Annotated in this window: 21 protein-coding genes; 10 read left to right on the top strand and 11 right to left on the bottom strand. The window is 55.9% G+C overall.

Going from position 1 to position 26519, the window contains the following annotated elements:
• The first annotated feature begins 15 nt into the window (after positions 1–15).
• Positions 16–1635: a pyruvate kinase gene (gene pyk / locus H6815_01280; protein MCB9859059.1), complete on the top strand. Its 1620-nt coding sequence runs from the start codon at positions 16–18 to the stop codon at positions 1633–1635.
• 1104 nt (positions 1636–2739) lie between these two features.
• Here the strand turns inward: pyk and H6815_01275 are convergent.
• Positions 2740–3672 (bottom strand): universal stress protein, encoded by a 933-nt coding sequence (locus tag H6815_01275; GenBank protein MCB9859058.1) that lies wholly within the window; start codon positions 3670–3672, stop codon positions 2740–2742.
• A gap of 133 nt (positions 3673–3805) precedes the next feature.
• On the opposite strand from H6815_01275, the gene lepA reads away from it, so the two are divergent.
• On the top strand, positions 3806–5695 hold the full coding sequence (gene lepA / locus H6815_01270) for an elongation factor 4 (protein MCB9859057.1): 1890 nt from the start codon (positions 3806–3808) through the stop codon (positions 5693–5695).
• A 3-nt stretch (positions 5696–5698) separates the two neighbouring features.
• Positions 5699–6379, top strand: coding sequence for a hypothetical protein (locus H6815_01265; protein MCB9859056.1), 681 nt, complete (start codon positions 5699–5701; stop codon positions 6377–6379).
• A 2-nt stretch (positions 6380–6381) separates the two neighbouring features.
• Here H6815_01265 and phrB read toward each other — a convergent pair whose 3' ends face one another.
• Positions 6382–7812: a deoxyribodipyrimidine photo-lyase gene (phrB, locus tag H6815_01260; GenBank protein MCB9859055.1), complete on the bottom strand. Its 1431-nt coding sequence runs from the start codon at positions 7810–7812 to the stop codon at positions 6382–6384.
• A 118-nt stretch (positions 7813–7930) separates the two neighbouring features.
• Between phrB and H6815_01255 the strand changes: the two genes are divergently transcribed.
• Positions 7931–9415, top strand: a complete 1485-nt coding sequence (locus tag H6815_01255) for an AMP-binding protein (GenBank protein ID MCB9859054.1) — start codon at positions 7931–7933, stop codon at positions 9413–9415.
• A gap of 61 nt (positions 9416–9476) precedes the next feature.
• Here the strand turns inward: H6815_01255 and H6815_01250 are convergent, their stop codons facing one another.
• Both H6815_01250 and H6815_01245 read right to left on the bottom strand, forming a co-directional pair.
• The gene (locus H6815_01250; GenBank protein ID MCB9859053.1) at positions 9477–10925 is read right to left on the bottom strand and encodes a hypothetical protein; all 1449 of its coding nucleotides are present in this window, start codon (positions 10923–10925) and stop codon (positions 9477–9479) included.
• A gap of 229 nt (positions 10926–11154) precedes the next feature.
• Positions 11155–12150 carry a type II secretion system protein gene (locus H6815_01245; protein ID MCB9859052.1) on the bottom strand — a complete coding sequence of 332 codons (996 nt, stop codon included), beginning with the start codon at positions 12148–12150 and terminating at the stop codon, positions 11155–11157.
• A 774-nt stretch (positions 12151–12924) separates the two neighbouring features.
• Here H6815_01245 and H6815_01240 point away from each other — a divergent pair.
• Positions 12925–13401, top strand: coding sequence for a RidA family protein (locus tag H6815_01240; GenBank protein MCB9859051.1), 477 nt, complete (start codon positions 12925–12927; stop codon positions 13399–13401).
• A gap of 10 nt (positions 13402–13411) precedes the next feature.
• On the opposite strand, the gene fsa is transcribed toward H6815_01240, so the two are convergent.
• The 6 genes from fsa to H6815_01210 are packed head-to-tail and all read right to left on the bottom strand — an operon-like array spanning position 13412 to position 20687.
• Entirely contained in the window at positions 13412–14059 is a 648-nt protein-coding gene (fsa, locus tag H6815_01235; protein ID MCB9859050.1) for a fructose-6-phosphate aldolase, read from the bottom strand.
• Positions 14060–14104: 45 nt separating this feature from the next.
• Positions 14105–16345: a hypothetical protein gene (locus H6815_01230; protein ID MCB9859049.1), complete on the bottom strand. Its 2241-nt coding sequence runs from the start codon at positions 16343–16345 to the stop codon at positions 14105–14107.
• Positions 16346–16355: 10 nt separating this feature from the next.
• Positions 16356–17570 (bottom strand): glycosyltransferase family 4 protein, encoded by a 1215-nt coding sequence (locus H6815_01225; protein ID MCB9859048.1) that lies wholly within the window; start codon positions 17568–17570, stop codon positions 16356–16358.
• Entirely contained in the window at positions 17567–19003 is a 1437-nt protein-coding gene (truA, locus tag H6815_01220; protein ID MCB9859047.1) for a tRNA pseudouridine(38-40) synthase TruA, read from the bottom strand. Before truA ends, H6815_01225 begins: the two co-directional genes overlap by 4 nt.
• Before the next feature lie 3 nt (positions 19004–19006).
• Positions 19007–19195: a hypothetical protein gene (locus H6815_01215; GenBank protein ID MCB9859046.1), complete on the bottom strand. Its 189-nt coding sequence runs from the start codon at positions 19193–19195 to the stop codon at positions 19007–19009.
• Positions 19196–19253: 58 nt separating this feature from the next.
• Positions 19254–20687, bottom strand: a complete 1434-nt coding sequence (locus H6815_01210; protein MCB9859045.1) for a bifunctional folylpolyglutamate synthase/dihydrofolate synthase — start codon at positions 20685–20687, stop codon at positions 19254–19256.
• Positions 20688–21204: 517 nt separating this feature from the next.
• On the opposite strand from H6815_01210, the gene H6815_01205 reads away from it, so the two are divergent.
• The 4 genes from H6815_01205 to H6815_01190 all read left to right on the top strand — a co-directional run bounded on the left by H6815_01205 (position 21205) and on the right by H6815_01190 (position 24965).
• Complete coding sequence (locus tag H6815_01205; GenBank protein ID MCB9859044.1) at positions 21205–21888, top strand: sigma-70 family RNA polymerase sigma factor; 684 nt, start codon at positions 21205–21207, stop codon at positions 21886–21888.
• Between the two features lie 290 nt (positions 21889–22178).
• A complete protein-coding gene (locus H6815_01200) occupies positions 22179–22886 on the top strand; it encodes a hypothetical protein (protein ID MCB9859043.1) in 708 nt (235 codons plus the stop codon).
• 108 nt (positions 22887–22994) lie between these two features.
• Positions 22995–23720, top strand: coding sequence for an SDR family NAD(P)-dependent oxidoreductase (locus H6815_01195; protein MCB9859042.1), 726 nt, complete (start codon positions 22995–22997; stop codon positions 23718–23720).
• 12 nt (positions 23721–23732) lie between these two features.
• Complete coding sequence (locus H6815_01190) at positions 23733–24965, top strand: hypothetical protein (protein MCB9859041.1); 1233 nt, start codon at positions 23733–23735, stop codon at positions 24963–24965.
• Positions 24966–24979: 14 nt separating this feature from the next.
• On the opposite strand, the gene H6815_01185 is transcribed toward H6815_01190, so the two are convergent.
• The gene (locus H6815_01185) at positions 24980–25405 is read right to left on the bottom strand and encodes an EVE domain-containing protein (GenBank protein ID MCB9859040.1); all 426 of its coding nucleotides are present in this window, start codon (positions 25403–25405) and stop codon (positions 24980–24982) included.
• 69 nt (positions 25406–25474) lie between these two features.
• Between H6815_01185 and H6815_01180 the strand changes: the two genes are divergently transcribed.
• Positions 25475–26515, top strand: coding sequence for a Gfo/Idh/MocA family oxidoreductase (locus H6815_01180; GenBank protein ID MCB9859039.1), 1041 nt, complete (start codon positions 25475–25477; stop codon positions 26513–26515).
• Positions 26516–26519 lie beyond the last annotated feature (4 nt).

The following is a 26519-nucleotide window of genomic DNA, read 5'->3' as shown; positions in this document are numbered from 1 at the left end:
AAAGGCGATGGTTCCATGCAGGCGCAGGCAACACAACGATCGGATGTACCGTCGGCACAGAAGGTGGCAGACCCAGCAATGATGGTGCTCGGTCCGAGTGTGAATATTGCGCAGCCGCCAGCACGTGCGCTCACGCGCATCGTTGCAACGATTGGACCAGCCAGTGAGCATCCTGATACGGTTGCAAAGCTCATCCAGGCGGGTGTGAGTATCTTCAGGTTCAACTTCTCTCATGGTTCGTTTGAGGATCACAAACGGAGACTCGACACAGTCCGTGGTGTTGCGAAACTGCTGCGCACTCCGACAGCGTGCATGGGTGATCTGCAGGGACCGAAGATCCGTGTTGGCAAGGTGCCATCGCCGGGTATCGAACTCGTTGCCGGGCGTGATGTTATCATTCGTCCCGGTGCTGAGGTTGCAACGACGGAATCATGGTCGGGCGAGCAGGTTGTTGTTCTACCTACAACATATAAACAGCTCGTCGACGAGGTCGAGCCGGGGCACCGCGTCCTGATCAATGACGGGCTGATCCGTATGCTCGCGGTAGCTCGAGCGCCGGACCGTGGCGAACTGCTCTGCCGCGTAACGGTGGGCGGACTTGTGACATCTGGCAAAGGCATCAACCTGCCACAGAGTCAAATTTCAGCAAAGGCGATCACGGACAAGGACTGGGAATGCGTGCACTGGGCAGTGGAGCATGGGCTTGACCTGCTCGCGCTCTCGTTCGTGCGCACTGCTGACGAGGTGCTCGAACTCAAGCACGCGCTGTCGGGCATGTGCTCGATCGATAGGACCAAGGCGGATCACGTTGCCGATGCTGGCGGCGCATCGCGGATCCCTGTTGTTGCCAAGATCGAAAAACCGCAAGCGGTCAACAACATCGAGGAGATCGTCGAAGCCGCAGATGTCATCATGGTTGCTCGCGGCGATCTTGGTGTGGAGATGGACATCTCACAGGTGCCCGTTGCACAGAAGTCAATCATTGCATCATGCCAGCACCTCGCAAAGCCATGCATCGTCGCAACGCAGATGCTTGAAACAATGGTCGAGAGCGCAACGCCGACGCGCGCAGAAGCGAGCGATGTGGGTAACGCGATCTTCGATGGTGCTGATGCGATCATGCTTTCTGCCGAGACCGCGACGGGCAAACATCCCGTGCTTGTCGTTGAGACAATGCGCAGGATTGCGGACACGGCGGAGAGCTTTATCGCGAAAGGCCCCGAGCGTCATGGACCGCCAACACGCTGGCGGGGGTCATTCGATGGTGTTGCGGCACTTGCGCACGGCGCGAAGTACGTAGCAAAGGACATCGGGGCCTCGCTCATCGCGTGCTGGTCGGAATCGGGTGGTGCAGCTCGTGTGCTGAGCATGTTCGATTTCAATATCCCGATCATCGCGTACTCGTCAGATGTCCGTGCGAGCCGGCGAATGATCGTCAATCGCGGCGTGATTCCCATCGTTGCAACACCACCAGCATCCGGCATCGTTGCCGACTGGATCGAGCAGGCAAACAGGGATCTCATTCAGCGGGGATTGGCAAAGCCGGGCGATCGTGCTGTCATGATTGCGGGCAAACCGGTGGGGCAGGTGGGCGCGGTCCAGGCGATCGTGATCCATATGTTCACGCCCGCGTGATGACTGTGTAGTCGTCATAGACATTTCTACATACATCATGTTGTTGACGAAGTCGAACCACACCCGATGATCGCGGAATGCGCCGATGCCGATGACGCCCTGAATGAAGACGGGGTTGATCCGTGGGATAGATGTACTTAACAGGAACGCGTGCGATGGTTGGATATCCAGCCCGTGAAGGGAGATCGTCTGGCGAAACACTGCCAGCTGCGCGTGGAGTCGTGAGTTGTGATGGTTCAGACGATAACGACGCGATGATCCGACCGGAAACACAGGCGGCCCCTGCCACAGGAACTCGCCGGTAAACCCCGTATCAACAAGCGCAGTGAATGACTCCGTCCCGATGCGGGCGGTCACACACGGCGAGCGGGTTGAGAGCTCCGTTGTGATGCTCAGAGATGACGGCCAGCGCGATGGTTCGCTCGTTCCATCCAGCAGTGTTTCAGGGATCGATTGTGTACGAAGCCACTCGCGTGCGTCTGCATTGCTCATGAAGAAGGGTGAGTCCACCGTCACTGATCGGCCGTATGGAAGAAGCGGGACACCCTGCCAGTAGCAGCCTTGTTGGTTCTTGGGCATCGTTGGATATTGTGCAGTCGAAATAAGCAGAATGTTGTGCCGAACATCAACGATGACATGACCCTGATGCGCAAACCACTCGGATCCAAGCAGATCGTACCCAGAGAAGTTGTCATACTCCTGAAACGTATCCACGCTGTACTGCGTCTGTATGCCACCGATATTCAAAGTGACATGGGTTGCGTTGACGCTGCTCATCCAGTTCCGCGCCTTCTGCACTGGCACGTACGAGCCGGACGCGCCGGTGTCTACAAGCAGCTCCCGCACGCAGACATCGTTTCCAGATTGCAGCGTTGCCCGAATGATCGGGCGAGCGCCGCGTGTTGTGCGGATAGGTATCTCGATCCATCGATCATTGCCCGGCTGATATGTCGGCAGCGCAAGCACCTGTGTTTGCAACTCGACGGACGTTGAATAGGAGATGCAGCCTGTCGCGATCGTGATCAGTGCGCACAGGCAGATCAGCACCAGCAGTCGATGCGTTTGGTTCATGCGGGAACAGTATCAGCTGTTCGAGTTCAGTGCTCAATCAAACAGATGCTTGATTCCATCGAACCATCCCTGGAACAGCGACGGGTTCCGCTCGCACCAGATGCAGCAGTTTGAACTGCGGATAAGCTGCTCACTGGTGTGTCCGAGCAATGACAGCACCGCCGATGCGCGCGCGTGTGTCGAGATCACAAGAATGTCGATCTTGTGCTCTTCTGCGAGCGCGGGGATCTTGTCAGTGGCTGCGCCTTCCACAATGACGGCGTTGATGGCGACATCAGGAGGAAGCTTGTCCTTGAGGCGTTTCTTCATGTCCTCTAGATCTTCCACCGCAACAGCGCGCATCTTCTCGACTGCCTGATCCCATGGACAGAAGTGGTCGTATCCCGCTGGGACTGTGAACGTATGGAAGAGCGTGATCTCCTTGATGCCGAGCGACTTTGCGAGCATTGCAGCACGCACCACACCCCAGTCGCCGTCCTCGCTCAGGTTGGTTGCGACGCCGATGGTGTCGAGTTTATCGCGGAAGTCCGGCGGCACCACCAGCACGGAGACCGGGAACTTGCGCACGATTCTTGTCGCGATCGATCCGATCCCGCCCGGCTTTGGGCCACCCTTGCCGAACTTGCCAATGACCAGCAGATCAGACTTCAGGTCGTATCGAAGCTCTGTCAGGGCTTTCATCAGATCGCCTGTCAGCACATGCAGGCTGCTGCGAGGCCCATCAAAGTTGTGGCTGGTCGCGAATCGTTCCAGTTCTTCAGCCGCAACCGCTTCCTGCTTTTTCGCAATTCCTGGAAACGCGCGCTCGTGCGCCTTGGAGATGGTGGTGACAACGTGCGCGGCGTGCAACGGCGCCTTGAGTTTGCGTGAGAGCTGCGCAGCCAAGAGAAGACCGCCCGACGATTCGGATGTCAGGCCTGTTGCGGTCAGAATGCTGCGGATGGGTCGAACCTGAGCGTTGGCCATGGAGAGTCCTGTCAGAGTGAATGGTCTGAACACACAAGCGACGGTCGCTGGGCTTGTGTCATCGGCGAAATCGCACGAAAACGTACGGATTTGGGTGCATGTTTGCACGCTGTCAGGCTAGGATTGTCCCAGCATGACCGACGCGAATCAATCATCTCCCCCAGTTTCGGATGCCCTTGCCAGCAAGCTCGCGCACATCCGTAACTTCTCCATTATTGCGCACATCGACCACGGCAAGTCCACTCTCGCCGATCGGCTGCTCCAGGCGACAAAGGCGGTCTCCGATCGCGAGGCCAAAGCCCAGCTTCTCGACTCCATGGACCTCGAGCGCGAGCGCGGGATCACCATCAAAGCGTCCGCTGTCACCGTCCGCCACGCCCACCCGGGCAAGGACGATCCGGCGCAGCTTGAAGAGTACATGCTCAACTTCATCGACACGCCGGGCCACGTCGATTTCAACTACGAGGTCTCGCGCGCGCTCAAAGCGTGTGAGGGCGCGATCCTCGTCGTCGACGCGTCGCAGGGTGTCGAGGCGCAGACCGTTGTGAACGCGTATCTCGCGATCGAGCAGGATCTTGAGATCATCCCCGTGCTCAACAAGATCGATCTGCCCGGCGCGAGACCGGAAGAGATCGCGATGGAGGTCGAGCACGTGCTCGGATTTGCTGCCGAGGATTGCATCCTCGTTTCCGCAAAGACCGGGCAAGGAATTCCGGAGTTGCTCTCTGCGATCTGTGACAAGCTCCCCGCGCCGCGCGCACCGAAAGTGAAAGAAGCGCGCGCGCTCATCTTCGACGCGGTCTACGACGACTATCGCGGCGTCATCGTCTATATCCGCGTGTTCGACGGACATCTGCGCGTGGGCGACAAGATCCGCATGATGGGGCTCGGGCGTGATTTCCAGATTACAGAGCTCGGCAAGTACAGACCCAAACCCGAGAAAGTGAAGGAACTCGGCCCGGGCGAGACGGGGTATCTCATCGCATCGATCAAAACGCTCGGTGACGTTCGCGTCGGCGACACCATCACACATGTCCATAACCCAGCCGAGGTTGCGCTCACAGGCTACGAGCCACCGAACCAGATGGTCTTCTGCGATTTTTACCCCGCAACGTCAGAGAAGAAGGGCAACGACTTCGACGAACTCCGCGACGCGATGGAAAGACTCTCACTCAACGATGCATCGTTCACGTTCCAGCCCGTGCACTCGGAAGCGCTCGGATTCGGATTCCGCTGCGGGTTCCTGGGACTGCTGCACATGGACATTGTGCAGGAGCGCCTCGAGCGCGAGGGTGGCGTCGAGATCGTCCAGACAGCGCCCACCGTGTCGTACCGCGTCGATATCCGTGGCAAGGGCGGCGAGATCACCGAGCAGGAGGTCAACTCACCCGCCGACCTTCCCGACATGGGACAGGTTATGGAGATCCGCGAGCCTATCTGCCGCGTCGAGATTATGACACCCGTCGAGTTTGTCGGCGACGTGATGAAGCTCGCGCTTGATCGGCGCGCGATCTACAAAACGCAGACGCACGTCTCTGATACGCGCGTGATGATCCAGTTCGAGATTCCGCTCGCCGAACTCATCTACGACTTCTTCGACAAGCTCAAGGGCATCACGAAGGGCTACGGCACGATGGACTACGAACTCACCGGGTTCCGCGCAGACAACCTCGCGAAGATCGACATCCTTATCAACGGCGAACCGGTCGAAGCGCTCGCTGCCATCATGCACCGCGACAAGGCGGAGCAGCGCGGACGCGTGCTCCTGACAAAGCTCCGCCAGCAGATCCCACGGCACCAGTTCGAGATCCCATTGCAATGCGCGATCGGCGGCAAGATCATCGCGCGCGAGACCATCAAGGCCTACCGCAAGGACGTTACAGCAAAGTGCTACGGCGGCGACTTCACTCGAAAGCGCAAGCTCCTCGAAGCCCAGAAGCGAGGCAAGGCGCGCATGAAGAACATCGGCTCCGTTACCATCCCGCAGGAAGCGTTCATGGCTGTCCTGGAGACGGGGGAGTAGCGCATGGGGGATTTAATCAATAAGGCAGCAAACGCGGCTGGTGGACTTACTGGTATTATTGCTTCAGAGCGAAAAGACATTGTGCTCTCAGCTGGAAGATTAGTCCAAGCTGGGATTGAATGGAGGTTTCTAAAACAGCTCAAAGGTGAGTGGGAGGCGTTAAAACAGAAAGGCAAGATTCCGAGAGAATATGAATCAGACGAATGCCTTGAAGACAGTTTGTGCGTGATGCTTGCATACATCGATAAGTTAAGTGTTGAATCCGATATTCTTGAGTTGCTGCGAAAAGTCTTTCTTGTAAGTATTACTAGTAATCCAGCTGATGTAGATATTGCATTTCATCATCAACTATTGCTAATTGCTTCGAGCTTATGCTCAGGGGAAGCTGCAACTTTGTTTGCGCTATACCAAATTGGAGACACCTACTATGAGGGCAAAAGTAGCGGCATTCTTGGCGCTCAACAAATTATGGAAGCGGTGGCTCGTCAATGCGAGTTAAGGCACGCTGATTTGGTGCTTGTTCAGATTCGAAAACTACAAGACAAGGGGTTGGTTACCCAGTTTGCGTATGCAGACAAATCTGGTTTGTATCCGGGGCCACAAAAGAGTGGTCTAACTGGTTTGGGTGTTGAACTGGTAGAGCACATTCTAAAATATGAAAAAGTTAAGCAAGATTTGGATTGACTTTACTTCAACTCCCGAAACGCTTCAATCGCCCTTTCTCGTGTCTGTTTCAGGTCCACGATCGGCTGCGGATAGTCGAGATTTGCTCGCGCGAGTTCGGGGAGTGTGCTTGGGTCGTGGATCGCGTCGTTGTCGACGTCCTTGAGTTCCGGGACAAACTTCCTGATGAATGAGCCGTCGGGGTCGAACTTCTTCGACTGTGTGACGGTGTTGAAGATGCGGAAGTAGGGCGCAGCGTCCGTGCCTGTGGATGCGGACCACTGCCAGCCGCCGTTGTTGGGCGCGAGGTCGCCGTCGATGAGATGCCGCATGAAGAAACGCTCGCCGAGGCGCCAGTCGAGGAAGAGATTTTTGGACAGGAACATCGCGACGATCATGCGCAGTCTGTTGTGCATCCATCCGGTCTGGACGAGCTGGCGCATCGCAGCATCGACGATGGGGAACCCCGTGCGCCCCTCGCACCACGCTGCGAAGTGCTCGTTGTTGTCGTTCCATCGCAGGCGTTCGGTCTCGACTTTGAACGCGCGGTGCTTGCACACACGCGGGAAGTGGAACAGGATGTGCTTGTAGAACTCGCGCCAGACGAGCTCGGATATCCATGTCGTCGCGCCAATGTTCCCGGTGTCGAGCTTTCCGTTGTTCGCCTGCACAGCAGCATGCACGCATGTGCGCAGTGAGACAACACCACTGGCAAGGTACGGCGAGATTGTGCTGGTGCCGTTGATCGCGGGGACGTCGCGTGCATCCTTGTACGAGCGCAGTCGGTTCTCGATGAACGCGTTGAGTCTGCTTATTGCGTGCTTCTCGCCAGCGTGCCAGAGATCCTCGCGCGGATCAGCGATAGAGAACCCCTTGATTGATGCGGGAATGTCATCGGGCGTTGACACCATCTCCGCGAGCTTGCGCGGCGCGGATAGCAGCTCGATGCGATCGCGATCTTCGTCGACAGCTGCGCACCACGATTTCTTGAACGGTGTGAACACTGTGTATGGATCGCCCTTGCCCGTTAGCACTTCACCCGGCGCAAAGACGCACTGATCTGTGAATGCGTGGATGCTTATGCCAGCCGATTCGAACACCTTCGTGACTTCCTCGTCGCGCTCCTGCTCGTTGACCTCGTACTCACGGTTGAAGTACAGCGCATCGCACTCGTGCTCGTTTGCGAGTTTCTTCAGGAGTTTCGGCACGGTTGCGAACGTCGGCGTCTCGATGATCTTCAGCGCGATGTTCTTCTTCGCGAGCGTCTCGGATAGGTCTTTGAGGTTCCGCAGGATGAACGCAGCTTTGATTGGCGCCATGTCGTGCGAGAGCCACTGCTTCGGACAGATAGTAAAGACCGCGACGACACCCCGCGATGATGCTTTGCATGCATGATGCAGCGCGGGGTTGTCATGGGTACGCAGATCGGTTCTCATCCAGACCAGTGGTCGCATGTGTATGGCTCCGCGAAGATCGGTATCGGTGAACGTATGCGAGGGTTCGTGTGCGATGCCGGTTTAGATGCCGACCGACAACTGCTGCGCGTGTGGAAACTTGCGTACCCTTGCGTCCATGTCGATCCACTGGCCCATCATCCGGCATCTGCTCCGCTCGCCTCGCCGCGTCGCGGTGGTGGACGATCGGCGTTCGTACCGCGCGATCGAGATCCTTGTCGCAGCGATGAACGTCGCAGATGAGATCGAACGCAGGTGCTCCACAGAGATGGTCGGGCTGATGCTTCCGACGTCCGGCGCGTTCCCGATCGCGATCCTCGGCGTGTGGATCGCGGGCAAAGTCCCGGTGCCACTGAACTATCTCCTCAAGCACGAGGAACTGGAATACGTCGTCGGTGACTGCGCTGTAGACACGATCATCACAGCCCAGCCGATGCTCGATCACCTTGGGCTGCAAGCGAACACGAAACTCGCCTGTGCGAACCTCGTGCGGATGGAGGACATGGCGCTGAAAGGTGTGCCGTCGCCACGCTGGCCCGCGCGCAACGCGCCCGACGATCTCGGCGTGCTGCTGTACACGTCGGGCACATCGGGCAAGCCCAAAGGCGTAATGCTGACGCACAAAAACATCTCGTCGAATATCTCACAGTTCAAGCGCATCATCAATCTTGATGCCAATGACTGCCTGCTGGGCGTGCTCCCGCAGTTCCACTCGTTCGGGCTGACCGTGCTCACGCTTGCGCCGCTGATGATCGGATGCAAGGTGGTGTACACCGCGCGCTTTGTGCCCGGAAAGATACTGAGCCTGATACGCGAGCACAAACCGACGATCTTTGTTGCGATTCCTTCGATGTACGGCGCGCTGCTGAATGCGAAGAACATCACTGGCGATGAGTTCGACTCGCTCCGGTTGATTGTCTCGGGTGGTGAGCCATTGTCAGACTTTGTTGCCGAGACGTTCTATGAGAAGTTCGGCCGGCGCATCAACGAGGGATACGGATTGACCGAGACAAGCCCGGTCACGCATGTGTGCCTGCCGGACAGTTTCAGACGTGGTTCGGTCGGCAGACCACTCCCCGAAGTAAAGCAGCGCATTGTCGATCTCGATAATGGAAGAGATCTGCCGCAATGCTGCGAAGGTGAGATCAGACTCACCGGCCCAAACATCATGCGCGGGTATTACAAACTGCCCGACGAGACTGCGAAGGCGTTCGACAATCAAGGGTGGTTCCGCACGGGCGACATTGGGCAGATCAATATTGATGGATCACTCTCGATCACGGGCAGGCTCAAAGAGATGCTAATTGTTGGCGGTGAGAACGTGTTTCCGCGCACGATCGAGCAGGTCATCGACACACATCCGTCCGTTGCTGCGTCGGCGGTGGTGGGGAAGAAGGACGACGTGCGCGGTGAGGTGCCAGTTGCGTTCGTCGAGCTTGCCGAGGGTGTCGAGCACGACTCGTTCGATCCGGCGCAACTGCTCTCGTTCTGCCGCGAGAGCTTAGCGCCCTACATGATCCCGCGAGAGGTGCGCGTGCTCGATGCGCTCCCGCGAAACCCGACGGGGAAGATCATGCGACGCGAGCTGCAGACACTCGTATAAAAGAAAACCCCGGAAGCAGCGCCTCCGGGGTAAAGATATGATTCAACCTGCAGGTGTGGTGTTATGGGCAACCCGCAGAGTACAAGTTGCCATACAGGGTGTAATCGGCAATTGTGAAGTACGTGTCACCGTTCATATCTGCGCGAGGATCTTGCGCGTTGTACCATGTTGTGAAGAGATCCTGATCATCTGTGTCGAGATTGCCATCCTCGTCAAGATCCGCGAAGCAGAACTCTGCATCAAGCAGCGCGAGATCTGTTGAATCAACGTCACCATCAAGATCAAGATCACAACGGATATCGTAGTCTGCATCAGAAGCGCCGTTCATATCGGGAGATGCTGAAGCGCCGTCACGAACAATCAGATTGATTCTGTCAAGCATGTTATGATCAAGGTCTCGATTCGTATCCACAGGATCGCTGCTCTGCGTGTTGCAGGACTCATGGAAGATTGTGACCCTGACAGTGACCGCTTGCGTTACAACAGGAGAAGAGGTGTAACTGACAGCGTATCCACTTGATTGAGGATACACTCCAGATCCCACCTTCGTTGTTACCGATGTTGCTTCGGTAATGTCATCGCAATACTCGTGCGTTGTGACTTGGCAGGAGCCCCCTGTCGACATGTCCGAGCAGGTCAGGTCGTCTGGGCCTATGAGGTAGGTAATAGAACCGCCGCCGTTTGCAACTCCTACAAAGTTGTACGTCTTCGTCGCGTACTGTGTGGTCGAGTCGAAGATCTCGTAGGTCAACTTGTCCCACACAACGGTTGTCAGAGCGTCTATATCCGGCGCGCACGAAAGACTATGGCATTCCTTGCCGTCATCGTACAGGATATCATGTATGTATTGCGAAAACAGAACTAACTCCGGTTGGCACTCGATGGTAATCGTCCCGTCGCCGCCAGTTGAACCGAGCTCGTACTCTGCGGTATGCCTCACCCACACACAAAGGTTGGCATCGTCTTTGATAAAATAATCCACTTCTGGTTGGCAGTCGTTTGCGCCGCATATTGTGCTCCGAATGGTAACATCTGTTGAAAATACAGATGCAGCGTCGTTTGTACGTGACGCATCCACTCGATGACCAAGTCCGCTGCCCCAAATAAACGTCGGATTTGGAGCTTCGAGGGTGTAGATTATGCCGCAAAGATAACCGCTCACGCCGAGTTGATACATATCGCTGTAAACAGAACTGTAGAGCCCTGAAGTGATTGGTCCTGAGGACGATCCAAAGGTTCCGGTGTCATCTATCAAGACTCGCTCTGGATCTTTTCCTGTGCAATCATTATTAGGGCTGGGATCGAGTGTGGCATTAAACCAGCCAAATGTTGATTGCGATGCAGAGTTGAATGCTCTTGCGCTGGGGAAGTCGATGGTGTAGCCGAGATGGTTTCCAACGACATGCTGTTTACTCTCTGGATCTGCTCGACATAACGAAGGAGCACATGCTGCTCCAGCAAGCAATGTGTAATACAACGCGGTTCTTATTCTGGTGTGGATGCGTAACATGGAATAACCCTCAGAAAAATGCTCATAGACCGAGTAAACAGAAGCTCTTCTGTTTGATCAAACTCAGCCTTTCTCTGTAGTAGTAGATCAAGGCAAGTTGACAGAAGGTGTAGGTCAAGTCAAGTTCGGGTTAGCCTTGTGGAGTTAATCAAATATGAAAAAACCCCGACCGCACTTTCGTGCGATCGGGGGAACGAATCATCTCAAGGTGTCTACGAAACGTGAAGCCTTACTTGAAGAAGAGCAGGGCCTTCGGCGTCAGGTTCGGACCCTGCATTGCGCCTGCCTGCTGCAGGAACGCGTTGCGCTTGGAGTTGGTTGGAACCGGACGCAGATCGACTGTGCTGTTATTCATCATTGGCTGATCGGCCATACCGGTGTCGTCGTTTTCAAGGACGAGCACGTTGTCTGGCTGGGTACCGACCGATGTCTGGCCGAAGGTGAATGTCACTGCCTCGGGATCTGGGCGCTGCTCGTACTCGGCGTGGCCGTCGTTGTAGGCGATGTTACCTGTCCAGCGGTTGCGCGGGCCGTGGATCGAGAGCGTGATTGATGGGGTGGTGCCTGTGATGGGCTTTTCGAGCCAGCGACGCTGACCAACGGTTTCGAGCGTGAAGTCAGGACCACGGTTGCCGATAGCAGGCTCAACCGAGTTGAACGAGTTCTTCCAGCGAGCACGCTGATTGCCTGCGGGAAGGACGTGCGCGTAGCTGAGACCACCGACGGTGGCATCGCCGCCAGCGGGTGGGGGTCCGTTTGGCTTGGCACCTGCGCCCGAAACAGCCTTGAACTTCGGATCCCACAGAGCCTTCATTGGCTGCGCTGCGCCGGTTGGATCCTGGAACTGGTATCCTTCGTACACAACGATTTCACCGTCAGCTTCTGCGGGGGAGACCAGCAGATCGGGCGTGAACATTTCGTTCCAGATCATGAGCGAGAAGATGTTGTGGGAATCATCAAGGGTGATGTTCTGAACAGCAGCCACTGTGGGCAGTGTGAACCCTGAAATCTCGATCTCGCTGGGAAGCGGATACTTGTCCTTGTTGGTGTTTGCCCAGATTGCCATGGCCTGAACAACACCACGAACCTGGCTGGAATCCTTGAGCTGCTGGGCGGTACGGCGAGCCTGGCCGATGGCAGGCAGCAGGATACCGATCAGCAGAGCGATGATGGCGATAACCACCAGAAGCTCGATGAGCGTGAAGCCCTTATTCTTGCGTGTCATATGAATCTCCTTTGATTCTTCTGATGACTGATCCACGCTGGACCAGTGCTTTGATTTGAATGTTGGTCCTGATCAGCCTGCGGAGAACTCCACAGGAAGCCCGGACCGTATGCATCGAATACGCATCATGCCAGCCAAACAACATGCTGGGCACAAAGTCTAAAGGACTCAGTGCAGGCCGCTGCAATTCACGCAGCAGTCCATGAGGTACTCACCCACACGAGACTCGATACGTTCGGGGAACCGAACTGAGTGTTGCCTGAGCGTGTTGAGTTTGCTTCGGACGCAAGGTCCGCAGCCTCAGCATCGCGCAGTATGCAACGTGAGCATCCAACGCAAGTTGTCAAAATGTCAGTATCGTTCCGATACGCATGAACACATGTCACGCTTCGTTGATCCGGATGCGTTAACACGCAATGAAGCCGGACCGCTGAGACCACATCTGCATGATGCTTCCGCATGAGATCACACGGGCAGATGGGGAATCGGAATGTCTCAGCTGGTAGGGTTTTTTTATCAGGGGAGCGGCGCTCAGGCCGCGTGATAAGAGCATTTCATCAACATGCCCAACCAGCCAATATGTCGACCCTGCAGGGATCTCCAATACGTTACTGTATGTAGTATTCGGCTGTCAAGGGGCGCGGGTTCCATTTTTCGCATATTTCATCATCGATCAAAGCCAGAAAACAGGAATTCCACTTGCCCTTCGAGACGCTTCCAGTCGAGCGGCAACAATAACAGGAGTGGACGGAACCAGAGATAATGGAGAATCACATGACAATAAGCTCGATTTCGGCGGAAACCCGGGCAACCGAACTGGGACTCGATCTGCATGCTCCAGCAGCTCCTGTGGCGGCCTATGTACCTGCAAACCAGAGCGGAAATCTCGTCTTTATCAGCGGGCAGATACCCATTCGTGATGGTTCGGTCATGATGCGCGGCATTGTTGGTGACACGGTGACCCTGGAGCAGGCCCGAGAGTGTGCGAGGCAGTGTGCAATCAACGGGCTTGCCGCTGTGAAAGCCCATGCTGGATCGCTGGACGGGATTGCCCGCGTCGTACGGGTTGGTTGCTTCGTCGCGTGCGGGCCGGGGTTCGGCGATCAGCCAAAGGTTGCCAACGCAGCAAGCGAGCTTCTGATCGATGTCTTTGGCGATGCTGGCAGACACGCACGTGCAGCCGTCGGCTGCTCCAGTCTGCCATTGAATGTGCCGGTCGAGATCGAGTTTCTCTTTGAACTGAAAACGTGACGTACTGGTCTTAGCTGCCAAACGCCTTGGCATAGTCAGCCAGGAAGGTCTTGATCCCCGAGTCCGTCAGGGGATGGCTCATCATCTTTTTGATCACGCCGAAAGGAACTGTGGCAACGTCCGCACCCGCGAGAGCGCAATGCAGCAGGTGATTGGTGTGTCTGATTGATGCAGCCAGGATCTTGGTGTCTAATCCGTAGTTGTCGTAAATCACTCGGATTGCGCGGATCAGATCCATGCCGTCCTCGCCGATGTCGTCCAGTCGGCCAATAAACGGGCTGACAAGGAACGCGCCGGCCTTGGCAACCATCAGCGCCTGCAGCGGCTGGAAGCACAGTGTCAGGTTTGTGCGGATACCAGCATCGCTGAGTGCCTTGCAGGCTTTTAGTCCGTCAATTGTGCTTGGGAGCTTGACGACAATGTTCGACGCGATCTTCGCGCGTTCTTTGCCCTCGGCAATCATCTTCTCTGCTTCGGTTGCAATGACTTCGGCAGAAACAGGGCCTGAGACAACCTTGCAGATCTCTGCCAGCCGCGTGCCGTAGTCGACGCCTTCCTTTGCAATCAGCGATGGGTTTGTTGTGACGCCATCAAGCACACCCAGATCGTGTGCTTCACGGATTTCATCGATATTTGCAGTGTCAATGTACAGGTCCATATGGCTGGTTCCTCGTGCGCGAGTGCGATGCGTATGCCAGAGAGCTTATCCCTCCGGTCTGCGGTTGGCGCGGACAGCCTCAAGTGCGACAAATGCGCGCTGCGCGGCGTATGAGCGGAACTGCTCAGCAGTCGCGTCTCGTGACGAGCGATTGGCGTACTCCTCCGCGTATCGGCAGGCGCTGGCAATATCGGGGCGCGAGCCGATCAGCCAAGCATTGTCCGCTGGAACGCCGAACGAGATTTCGATCATGGGGAGCAGTTGATCGGGCAGCCGATTCAGATCGGCTGGATTGATGTCCGGTGCAGATCTGCCAATATGAAGAGAAGCTGCAGCATCAAGCTCGCCAGCCAACAGCACGACAGCGTGATTCTGCCGGATCTCCTTGGCCTTGTCCAGCGCATCGTACGGATCGCTGTCAATAGCGAGTGTAACCAGTTGGTGCAGGTCTGGCTCGAGATCGTCGAGCAGCATGCCGAGCGCTGTATTTGTGAGTTCCCATCCGGCCCAGTGCTGGACCCATAGCTCGCGCGAGTTTGCTGTAACGTTACTGTTTTGTTTCCACCCGGTCACATCAGCAACACGAACAGCGGAGACAAGTATGTCCATCGTTTCTGTCAGAGCATCAAGGCGGAGCGCTTCCGGCTCTGCACCCTCACGACCGAGCTTGGTAATCCACTCCTGGCGTGAAACCGGGATCGTGTTTCCAAGTTCCGCGTGACGGTTGTTGGTTAACTTTGCCCATGTCGAATCGATTGACTTTGATGCTTGGCTCAATCCATCTTCGCCGGGCAGCAGCCCGAACCGACTCAGATCAAGCAAAAGCTGGCGGAATTTTTTCTGTGCCTCTTCAGCACCTTCACGATTGTCGAGATCCTGCGAGAGTTTCAGTGCCTGATCGGCCGCGCGCGACCAGAGTGGGGCAACGGAACGCATGCCCGTGCCAGGATCACCAATGGTGCCGCAGAGTGTATCGCTCGCAGCAATCAGCAGTCTCATTGCTCCGATCATGTCGCGCTGGGTTTGCATAGCTGAGAGCAACCCGGGGTCAGCTAGCGTCACCTTTCCCGTGAGTACGTCAGGGAGAAATCGTGCGAGTTGGTCGGTGCTTGTGTTGAGTTCCTTTGCAAAGTATCGTCTGGCGGGCTTTAGCTGGCGCACCAGCCTGTCTTCATCGGGCAGATGCATGGGGCTTGAGAGCAGTGTTACCATTGCGTCCACAGCATCACGCACCTCATCGGAGAGGATTGTTTGTCCGGCACGGACAGGTGTACCAGCATCAGGGATCCGGTACTCAATCATCGAACGCAACGGGTCGCGCATCGTTCTGTTCGATGCGTTTGAGAGCGATGCTTCAAGCAGTTGCCACGTGCGCACCGACCACGCGGAGATGCCGAGTTGATGCTGCGCATGAAGAAAAGCACCCTGATCTGCATCCGGATCGGCAAGTGTTTGGGCGCATGCACTCGCAATGCTGACAAGATGATCTGCGGTGTTGTTTCCAAACCGTGTGCGAGCGTTCTCGCGTGCGATGATCAGTTCGCTGATGTTGCGCCACGCATGCTGCCATTGCGCAAACGCTGCGGGAATGCGTGAAACAGCTTCGCCCTGCTGCGCAAAGGATCGCAGTGATGAGGCGGTATCCGGATCAATCTGGCCTGTCGCAAGCCATTGGTTAACAGTGGCAACCGGATCCGAATCCTTGCTTTCTTCGTTTGAACGTTCGGAGCGTTCAAGCCACCACCCACCGTGCTTGACACTCTCGTCAAGTGTTGCCGACGCAAGCGGGGCAAGCGCACGAGCGAGCGCCTGGTCGAGTTGTTCCGGCGTACTGGCAACCGAATCAAAAGCGCCACTACCCGGCTCGCTTGCTGCGACGAGTTCAAGGATCGCGGCATCGACACTGCCCAATCTGTTGTCGATCAGATCATCAAACGCACGGATATTTGATGCGAGTGTCAGCCCATACAGCACAGCCGACGAGCCACTTGCTCCTGCATTCTCGCCGGATCGCAATAGCTCGGCCGCAACCATTCGCAGCGATGCTTTGGCGCGATTTCTACGTTTTTCCGCTGTGCTTCCACGGTCGTTGTGGAGAGCTGTCGCCTGCGAACTCAGTTGTTGGGCAAGCTCGAGCGCGTGCAATCCATCGCCAGCACGAGGTGTATTGCCGGGATCAAGGTTCAGCCCTTGCGCCAGCACATTCGCTGAACACAGGCTGCACAGTGCCCATACGAGGACATTGCGTGTGACGTGCGATACAGATGTGTGCGACGGTGTACCCATGAATACGAGATCATCCCTGATATTGTGCGATATGAAGCGCTCGCGTGTACACGTGCTCCAGCTTGTCGACCATCGTTTGTGCTCCAAACTGGTCCCTGCACCACGCCTGCCCGGTTCTTGCGAGTTGTGCCCGCAAGTCAGGGTAGCAATACAGTCGAACGATCGCATCGCGCAGTGATTGCACATCGCCCGGCGCCACGAGCAGTCCTGTATGTTCGTGCTGGCAGGCTTCGCCGGTGCCGTCAACGTCGTACGCAACAGGACAGACGCCAGCAAGCAGCGCTTGAGGCACCGTGCGAGGCAGACCTTCCCGATAACTCGGATGAGCAAGAACATCCATCGCAGCAATCATGTTGGGCACGCGATCGCCTGGAACCAGACCGGTCATGACAACCTGTTTACTGAGTCCGAGTGCGTGGATGCGTTGTGTCAGTCGATTCCGCCACCATCCATCGCCGATCCAGAGAAGCTTCCATGTCGGGTTCGTTCTTAGATCGTCCGCAAGCGCATTGAGAAGATCATCATGCCCCTTGAGCTCAGCGAGTCGTGCGACAGTCCCGATGACAAAGTCATCCGCATCCAGTCCGAGCGAACGCCGTGAGTTTGAACGCACTTCCGGAGAGTCCGCCCGAAGGAACCGATCGGTTTCCATGCCTGAACGCACAGTGACGTACTGGCTCGATGCGCCAACATGCTCCGCGAGATACTGGTCTGTCATTGCATCAGCAACACTGATAATACTGTGGCATCGGTTTGCGGCATAACGCTCACTATGAACATAGAAGCTATGCGTAAAGCGACGCTGGTACTTGTGGAACGGTGGACCATGGATCGTGTGAACAACACCGAGTGGCTTGGACGCTGGACGATGTTTGGCAATACTCCACGCAGCAAGCCTTCCGAGGATGCCAGCCTTTGACGAATGCGTATGCACAATATCGGGCTCAATTGTTCGAATGAGTTCGCGAAGCTCAAAGTAACACGAGATGTCCTGCACAGGGCTGATCTCGCGAACCATGCTCGGGATTTCGTGCATGGTCATTGCTCGATTGTCCTGCGTACGAAACTGCGCGACACGATCACGCAATGATCCCTCAGGTCCGAAGATGGGGCCGAATGCAAGATGCACATTGTGCCCGAGATTCGCCTGTCCCTCGCACGAGAGCACAGTGTTCTCCTGCGATCCTCCAAGAATCAATCGTGTCGAGATGTGCAGGATTCTCATGCGCTTACTTCCTTTGTGCGCATGTCAGTCCATTGTCTGTGTGTTATCGAAAACCATCGGAGTGTTGTGCCGTAAAACCGCTCGGTGAGCCCGTGCGATGTCATGCCAACTTTGGTCAACACTTGCATCGATGCAGTATTCTCTGGATGCGTCAAGCCGAGAATGCGGTCGAGCGACGTTGTTGTGAAGGCGTAATCAAGCGCAGCGCGCGCAGCTTCTGTCGCATATCCGTTCCCCCACGCAGATTGTTTGAAGCGGTACCCGAGTTCGATCTCTGGCCCCTCCCAGTTGACGGGGCACACGCCGCAGTCGCCGATGATCTCCGGATTGCCGGATTCGTCCTTGCGTTCAACAGTGAATAGTGTTGCACCAGTCTGTTTTAACTGAGCGATTCGTTTGAACGTGCTCTCTCGGACACGCTCGATTGGGCGCACAGAGCCATCGCCAATGTACTTGGTCACCGCAGGATCCTGCCACATTGGTGCCAAGGCGTCAGCGTCTGATTCGACGGGTGCCCGCAGGGTCAGCCGAGGCATTTCAATCGGAAGACTCGTGTTGCATGTTTCGTCAGACCGAAGGAAAAGCCCTCGCTCAGGATGTGTGTACTCAATCCATTCGAGCGTGAGCCCGGACGGATCAAGTGTTACCCCAGCCTTGGTTCGATCACGCGCTTCAATGATGCTGCGTACATGCTCAGGAGGATATCGATGTCTTCCGACTTCTGCGAGCGTGCCAGCAATAATGCGCACCATGTTGTACAGAAACCCATTCCCTTCGATTTGCATCTTGATGCGATCAGGGGCGATGCGTTTCACATCACACCGGTACACTGTGCGGACGGTCGATTGTCTCCCGTGATCTGCTGCGCACATACTCACAAAGTCATGTTCTCCAATCAAGTATTGTGCGGCCTGATGCATCAGTGTTGTATCGAGAGGATGCCAGACCTGCGTGACGCGATGACGATCCCAGAGCGGCCGGTCCCGCGAATCGTGAAACACAAACGAGTACTCCTTGCGTGTTGCGCCGCCAATCGGGTGAAACTCATCCGGCACCACACGTGCAGCTTGAACAAGCACATCTTCCGGCAGCTGCGCGTTGATTGCACGAACAAGTGGCGCCAATCCTCGTTCGATCGGCCAGCCCCGACCCCTGCCATCGTGCTCAGATGAAAACGAAGCGACCTGCCCCCGTGCATGTACGCCGGAATCGGTACGGCTTGCACCAACAAGTGTCACCTGATCACGAACAGCCTGTCTGACAGCCTTTTCAACAACTGCCTGGACTGTGCGCAGTGCCACGCAACCCGGCTTTGCTGCTATAAGTGTTGGATCAGCACGACGCGCGAGCACGCTGGTTGCATCCACTTCCTGCTTCTGCCATCCGTGAAATGCGGTGCCTTCATAGGCAAGAAAGAGTGCGTAGCGTGGCATGGTTTAGTGGTCAGATGATGTGTTGTTCAGTTGGTCTTTGGAGATAACGGTTGCATTAATATGTGGGTTCAGCGGCTCCTGTTCAGTGGATCTTGAGCCTGGAAAGATTGCATCAGAAAACTTCCACCATGCCAGTGCAATAAGCACACCGGCGGCGACCACGATCAAACTGACAATCACGATCAACTGCATGCAGAAGTGTTCGCACGCGAATCCGAATTCGCGAGCACACGCCAGGAAAAATTGAGCTTTATTGAGGGCCGGCCTGCGCGGCAGAAAGACGTGAGCAGACGTGTTCCTTCGCCTGACCGACAAGATGGAACGAGCCTGTTACGCAGATAAGGTCATCCGGTGTGCATACAGATGCGGCATCTCTGAGAGCGTCAGGGACTGTCGCAGCGACTTGAGCAGGGCGGTCTGTCAACTCGTTCCAGTGCTGCAAAAGCAGGTTCGGATCGACAGCGCGCGAAGAGTCTGCTTGGGTGAAGACAACCTTGTCGGCGACAGTTGCGACGTGCGCCAGCATGCCGCGAATGTCCTTGTCGCTTGCACACCCGAAGACAACGTGCAACGAGTCATAGGTGTGATGCAACGCAAGTGTCTTGACAAGGCATTCGATCGATTCTGGATTGTGCGCACCATCAATCAACACACGCGGTTTTTGGCAGATAAGTTCCATGCGTCCCTGATGCATGGTTCGCGACAACCCCTCAACCAGAGCCGGCTCAGAGAACGAGAAGTCGTTTCCTTTGAGCAATGAGATTGCAGTCAAGGCAAGTGCGCAGTTGACTGCCTGATGGTCACCAGCCAGAGGGACGGGAATATGTTCAAGCGAGATTGTCGGACATGCCAGGTTAATGACAGTCTGTGGTTGACCATTAGCATTGGCAGATACGCGCCATGAGAACGGGATTGTGTCTCTCAGGACGTGCAATGGAGCATCTGCTGCTTCAGCCTTCTTGCGGATGACCTCCATCACCGACGGCGGATGATCGAGCGTGACAACAGGCACCTTTGGCTTGATAACTCCGGCTTTTTCGCAAGCGATTGCTTCAAGCGTCGAGCCGAGTATGGCTGCGTGCTCGAGGTACAGAGCGCCGATGATACACACAGCAGGCTGAATCACATTGGTTGAATCAAGTGTGCCACCAAGCCCCACTTCAATAACGGCAATATCGACCGCCTGTTCAGCGAAGTAGAGAAACCCTGCCGCAGTCATGACTTCAAAGTACGTTGTGTTTTCACGTGTCAACCGATGTTTCTCTGTCGCGCGAGCCACGCGGGCAAGAACATCTGCGAAACTGCTCTCATCGATCATCGCATCATTGATGCGGATGCGCTCCCGTGGAGAAACGAGATGAGGACTCGTAAAAACGCCAACGGTGTATCCGCATCCCTGAAGGGCGCTTGCGGTCATTTCGCAAATACTGCCCTTGCCTTTGCTGCCTGCGACATGAATCAGTGTCAATGTGTTCTGAGGGTTCCCAAGACTACTGAGGAGTGTGCGCATCCGTTCCAGTTTGAAGGTGGCTGGAGAAATCCGTTGCGGGACTGTGCGCTCGAAGTTTGGAAGCTGATTCAGATATTGGTAAGGGTCAAATGAGTTGCGAATCTGTGTGTGCATAAGAGCGCCGTTCGATGGCTCAGCACATGAGTTTGGATAATGGTTGGGTATGGAGTTCAACGCGATGATTCACCAAGATATTGTGTTGCGATTCTGTGAGCCACACTGTACAGCGCACCCGAGTATGACCCAAGTGAATTGTAAAAACTTCACGTTAGGAAGATGATTGGTATTTTATTCGAGTCCGAAAAAAGTTCGCAAAATCAGCCGGTTTTGGCTTGCAAAAGGATCACTGGGTCTTATAAAATCTCCGCTACACTCGATTTGATTTTTCTCGGACATCACAAAGCATTGGTTTTGACGGAGATCCCAGGCTATGGACAGGCAGGCAACTTCACGTCGATCGACCACCTCTCGCAATGTGGATAACTCTTCCAGAGCAAGTGCTGTGAATGCCCGGATACCTTCTGACACAGGGGTGGCGCGCACAAGAGGGTCAAGTGCTGCGGCTCGCAAGAAGGTTACACGTTCAAACACGAAATCGCAGACTGCCCGGTCGGGATCAATCCACGACGTGTGGATCGAATACAAAGCGACCGGTGCGGTAGCTCTGCGGAACCAACTCGCAGTGCACTACATGCCCCTTGTGAGAACGACAGCAGAGCGAATCCGCTCGCGTCTTCCAGCGATTGTGGAGGTTGATGATCTTTCATCAAGCGGCATGTTCGGGCTGATGTGCGCAATCGATTCATATGACATGAATCAGGGAGCGAAGTTTGAAACCTTCTGCGCGAAGCGTGTCCGCGGAGCGATCTTCGACAACATTCGAGCGCTTGACCCTGCTTCAAGACTCGCTCGCAGGCGCGAGTCGCAGGTCGCCAAGATTCGAGAGTCGTTTCGAAAAGAGCACGGTCGCGATATCGCCGAGGATGAACTTCGTGAACAAATTGATGCGGTCCCTGAGGAAACAGATCGCATTGTGAGAGATTCTCGGGTTCCTGTGCAGTCGAGTCTGTCGGCAGAGCGTGCTGGCCCATCCGGTGAAACAGTGTCAATCATCGATTCGATCGAGGGTCGACGCGAGGAGGGGGTATCACGGATTATGCAGCGCACGGATCTGCAGGATTGGGTTACGAAGGGTCTGACTCCCGCAGAGCGTTTGGTTGTGCTGCTGTACTACTACGAGAACATGACAATGCGGGAAATCGGTATTGTGCTCGGTCGTTCAGAGTCACGCGTCAGCCAGATGCATTCGCTCATTCTCCAGCGTCTAAAGGCCCGTTTGCGTGGTGCAGACCACGAGTTTGAAATCGCGAGCTGAGTGCTGTTTTGTATGGTTGTCACGCTTTGGCTGTTTCCGGGTGTTTACAGCGGTTTCATCGCGTTGCGTTATAGGTCGTGCCTGAAGCGCTCCGATCGGACCTTGAATTCGCAAAAAAACACGATTGTTCGCTAGTTTTTCTCGCAACCGCGGAAGGATGGGGTACTAATCTGTTTGTGAGGATATGAGCTTTCCATGGAACAGTGTCTGTGGGGGCTTTGTCAGTATGGCACTGCTGAACAACGCATTCCTTGCACTGGGTGCCGCAAGAAAAGATGAGGGAGTCTCACATGAAGAAGATGGGTATTGCTGCGGCGATGTTGATCGCTGGTGCAGCACAGGCACAAATTATCAACGATGGCGGGTTTGAACTTGGTATCGGTGGCGGTTGGGTTGAGTTCTCATCGAACTTCGGCACGCCGCTTTGCGATGCTGCTTGCACCGCCAACCCGGCGTTCGGCCCAAATAACGGCACATGGTGGGCATGGTTCGGTGGTATCACCACATTTGAAGAGGGCAGCGTGAGCCAGAGCGTTGCACTCCCCGCATCCGCAACCAATCTTGAGTTCTACCTGCACGTTCCCACCGTTGGTGAGTCCACGGACTACATTGAAGTCAAAGTGAACGGCACGGCAATCTGGCACAAGCTGGTTGGCGAGTTTGATCCGGGAACATTCGGCGTCGACTATCAGTTGGTCTCGCTCGACATCTCGTCGTACGCAGGCCAGACCGTGACAATCGAGATCTACTCTCTGATCAATGAGCTCTTCCAGACAACCGGTCTGTCCAACTTCTTCGTTGATGACGTTGCAGTGACCGAAGGTGTAGCCTGCTACGCAGACTGCGATGGCAGTGGTGCACTGAACATCTTCGACTACATCTGCTTCGGCAACGAGTACGCAGCGAACACCGCCTACGCAGATTGCGATGGCAGCGGCTCGCTGAACATCTTCGATTACATCTGCTTCGGCAACGAGTACGCAGCAGGCTGCCCGTAATCGACACGTCGATTGCTTCTGATAATCACGCGGCTGGCGAGAGATCGTCAGCCGCGTTTTTTGCTGTGCGCACGTATAGTCGGGTGTCCATCATCGGAGACCTTCACCATGCGCAGCGCAAACGTAGATCGGTTTGAAGGAAAACACGTCGTTGTCACTGGCGGGACGGGAGCGCTCGGGCGAGATGTTGTCCAGCAACTGCTCGATGAGGGGGCAGTCTGCCATGTGCCGGAGATGTCCTCTTCAGTACAGGATGTTCTCTGGCAGGATCACGAGCGTGTGCGCATCTCACATGGTGTCGATCTGATAGACGAAGAGAATGTTGCGAAGTTCTATTCTTCGATCCCGGCATCCCCCGGGTTGTGGGCATCGATCCATGTCGCAGGCGGTTTTGCGATGTCGCCACTGACTGGTGTTTCTAAATCCGACTTTGTCTCGATGATGCAGATGAACGTGCTGACATGCATGCTCTGCTGCAAGCACGCTGCGATCGCGATGAAGAAAAAGGGACATGGTGGGAGACTTGTGAATGTCGGCGCACGGCCGGGGCTCTTTCCGGAACTCGGCGCAGGGATGGTCGCTTACACAACGAGCAAGGCTGCTGTGTGCGCATTCACGCAGGCCTTTGGTGCTGAAGTTGCAAGTGACAGCATCCTTGTCAACGCAGTAATCCCGTCGATCATGGACACGCCAGCGAACCGGAATGCGATGCCCGATGCGGATCACGCCGCGTGGCCGAACACGCATGATGTCGCGCAGACGATGGTCTTTCTCGCATCCCCCGAGAACACAGTCACACGTTCTGCGCTGGTTCCGGTCTATGGGAAGTCGTGAATACAGTTGCCCATGACGATAACCGAAACAACGCACACTGTCACAACCGAACTCACCGAGCAGTGCAAGCGCGACCTGCTCGAACTGACGCAACTTCCGACCGCTGCTGGCAAGGAGCAACGGGTTGTCAACTGGGTGGAGCAATGGTGTGTTTCGCGAAGCGGTGTTGTGCTTGCTGCGGACACCCACGGGAACCTGACATTGTCGCTGGATGCGTCCTTGTCTTCCGTTCGGCGCGATGAGCCAGCTGTGTACTTCACCGCGCACATGGACCATCCAGCGATGGTGGTGGAGCGCGTCGTCTCGCCGCACACGCTTGAACTCTCGCTTCGCGGCGGCGTGATGGCATCATATCTTGAGAATGCGAAAGTCCGTGTTGTTGGCAGCGATGACACAACTTGGAAGGGAACGCTCGTCGAGAAGATGGAGTTCGACGAGACAAACCAGCCGGCCGACGGTTTTACGCGATATATCTGCGAGACGGATGAAGAATGCCACGCAAATGTGGGCGATATTGCGATGTGGGATCTTCCACAGGCGGAGATTATTGATGGTATCCTGCACACGAACGCCTGCGACGATCTTGCAGCCCTTGCAGCTGCGCTCGACGCGTTTGATCGATTGCGAGAGCGCGCACAAGCAGGAGATTCAGTCCAGGACGTGCGTGTGCTCCTGACACGCGCCGAGGAGATCGGTTTCATCGGCGCGATCGGCGCGTGCAGGGACGAGACTATGCCAAAGAATGCGAGAGTGATCGCGCTTGAGAACTCTCGGGCATTTGCAGATGTGCCGATCGGCGGCGGCCCCATTGTCCGGGTCGGCGATAGACTGAGCATCTTTTCGCCGAGACTGACGAGTTCGTGCGCAACCGCTGCGGAGGAAGTGTTTGGTCGGTCCGCGCTCCCGCGCGCGTCACAGAAGCAGAGCGAGATGACCGGAACGCCGTGGCAGCGCAAGCTTATGGCTGGCGGTGCGTGCGAAGCGACTGTGTTCTGCGCTGCGGGGTACGACGCGACGTGCCTGTGTCTCCCATTGGGCAACTACCACAACATGGGTGACCTTGCAGCGGTTCAGGAGGGAACAAACACGGACAAGCCGACACTCGCGCGTGAACACATCGCGATCTCGGACTACCTCGGTCTGGTTGACCTGCTTGTCGCTTGCGGCACGAAGCTTCCCGAGCGACTCCCGATCGATGATCGGATCGAATCACTCTGGATCAAGCATAATGATGTGCTGAAGTGACACAACGATGCGAGTCACATGCCCATCATCTTTTTCAGCACCTTGTCGTGCTTGGGGTCGACCGGCACGACGCTGAGCCTTGACTGACGCACTAACAGGAAATCATCGAGCAGCCCGGAGTTCTTCACGTCCTTGAGTGTGACGAGATTCTTTGGCTCTTTGAGTGGCTTGATATCGAACAGCACTCGCTTGGGATCGCCGTTGGCGGTCAGGCCGGGATGGTCCGGGTCCGGATATGCGCCCTTGACGACCTCGCAGATGCCGACGATCGCCTTCTCATCACCCGTGTGGTAGAAGTAGGTGATGTCACCCTTCTTGATCGATCGCATGTGTTTCTGGGCAGCAGCGTTTGTCACGTCGGTCCACGCGGTGCGCTTGTCACGCTTCATATCATCCCAGTGGTAGCAGTCCGGTTCGGTCTTGATCAGCCATGTTGCCATGGGTGTCCTCCGCGTGTGAATGATTGTGCGTGCGAGTGGGTGTGATGATAGTTCGTGACGGAGCGATGCATGCAGGATGTTAATGGTGCAGACCCCGGAAAATCATCGATCGGTGTCGGGATCATCGGCATGGGGTTCATGGGCTGGACGCACGCCCGTGCATACCTTGCTGCAAACGCAGCTGGATTTGGATGCAACCTTGTGCATCTGTGTGACTCCTCGCCGATCGATAAGGCAAAGATCACGGAGAAATCTGGCAATCTTGACGGTGGCGGGCTCTCGCAGATTGAACTGCTGAAAGACACGCGAACGACATCCAGCATCAATGACGTGCTGGAGAACGCAGATATTGATCTTGTCAGCATCTGCACCCACACGGAATCGCATGTTGATCTTGCCATTCGCGCATTGCAGGCGGGCAAGCACGTGCTCGTGGAGAAACCGATTGCGCTGTCACACGCCCAGGCGATGTGCCTCGCGGATGTTGCAGCGAAAGTTGACCGTGTGTGTGTGCCCGCGATGTGTATGCGATTCTGGCCAGCGTGGTCGTGGCTCAAACATCAGATTGATGAAAACACCTTTGGCACTGTCCGCAGTGCAGTATTTCGTCGGCTCGGCACACTCCCAACATGGGCACAGGATTTCTACACGAACAACGCGCGCACAGGCGGCGCACTCTTCGATCTACACATCCACGATGTGGACTTTGTTACATGGTGCTTCGGTAAGCCATTGCGCGTGACAAGCACCGGCTCGCTCTCGCACATCTCCACGCTGTTTCACTTTGAGAGTGGCCCATCGCACGTTGTTGCAGAGGGCGGATGGGACCACACGCCCGGGTTCCCGTTCCAGATGCGATACACCGTTGTCTTCGAACACGCGACAGCGGACTTTGATATCAACCGCACAGATCAGTTATTACTCTACCGCGACGGGACATCAGAACCTGTGAAGATGGAACCGGGCACGGGATACGACGGCGAGGTCAGACACGTGCTGTCGTTGATCCAGCACCAGCGTGCTGGCGCATCAATCGAGCAGCGAGCGACTGTGAAGGAAGCAGCGAGCGTCATCCACATGCTGGAAACCATGCGATCACAGCTGGGATAGGAAT

It is taken from the genome of Phycisphaeraceae bacterium, assembly GCA_020639155.1.
Lineage (GTDB): Bacteria > Planctomycetota > Phycisphaerae > Phycisphaerales > UBA1924 > JACKHF01.
This window is presented reverse-complemented; position numbering and strand designations above follow the sequence as displayed.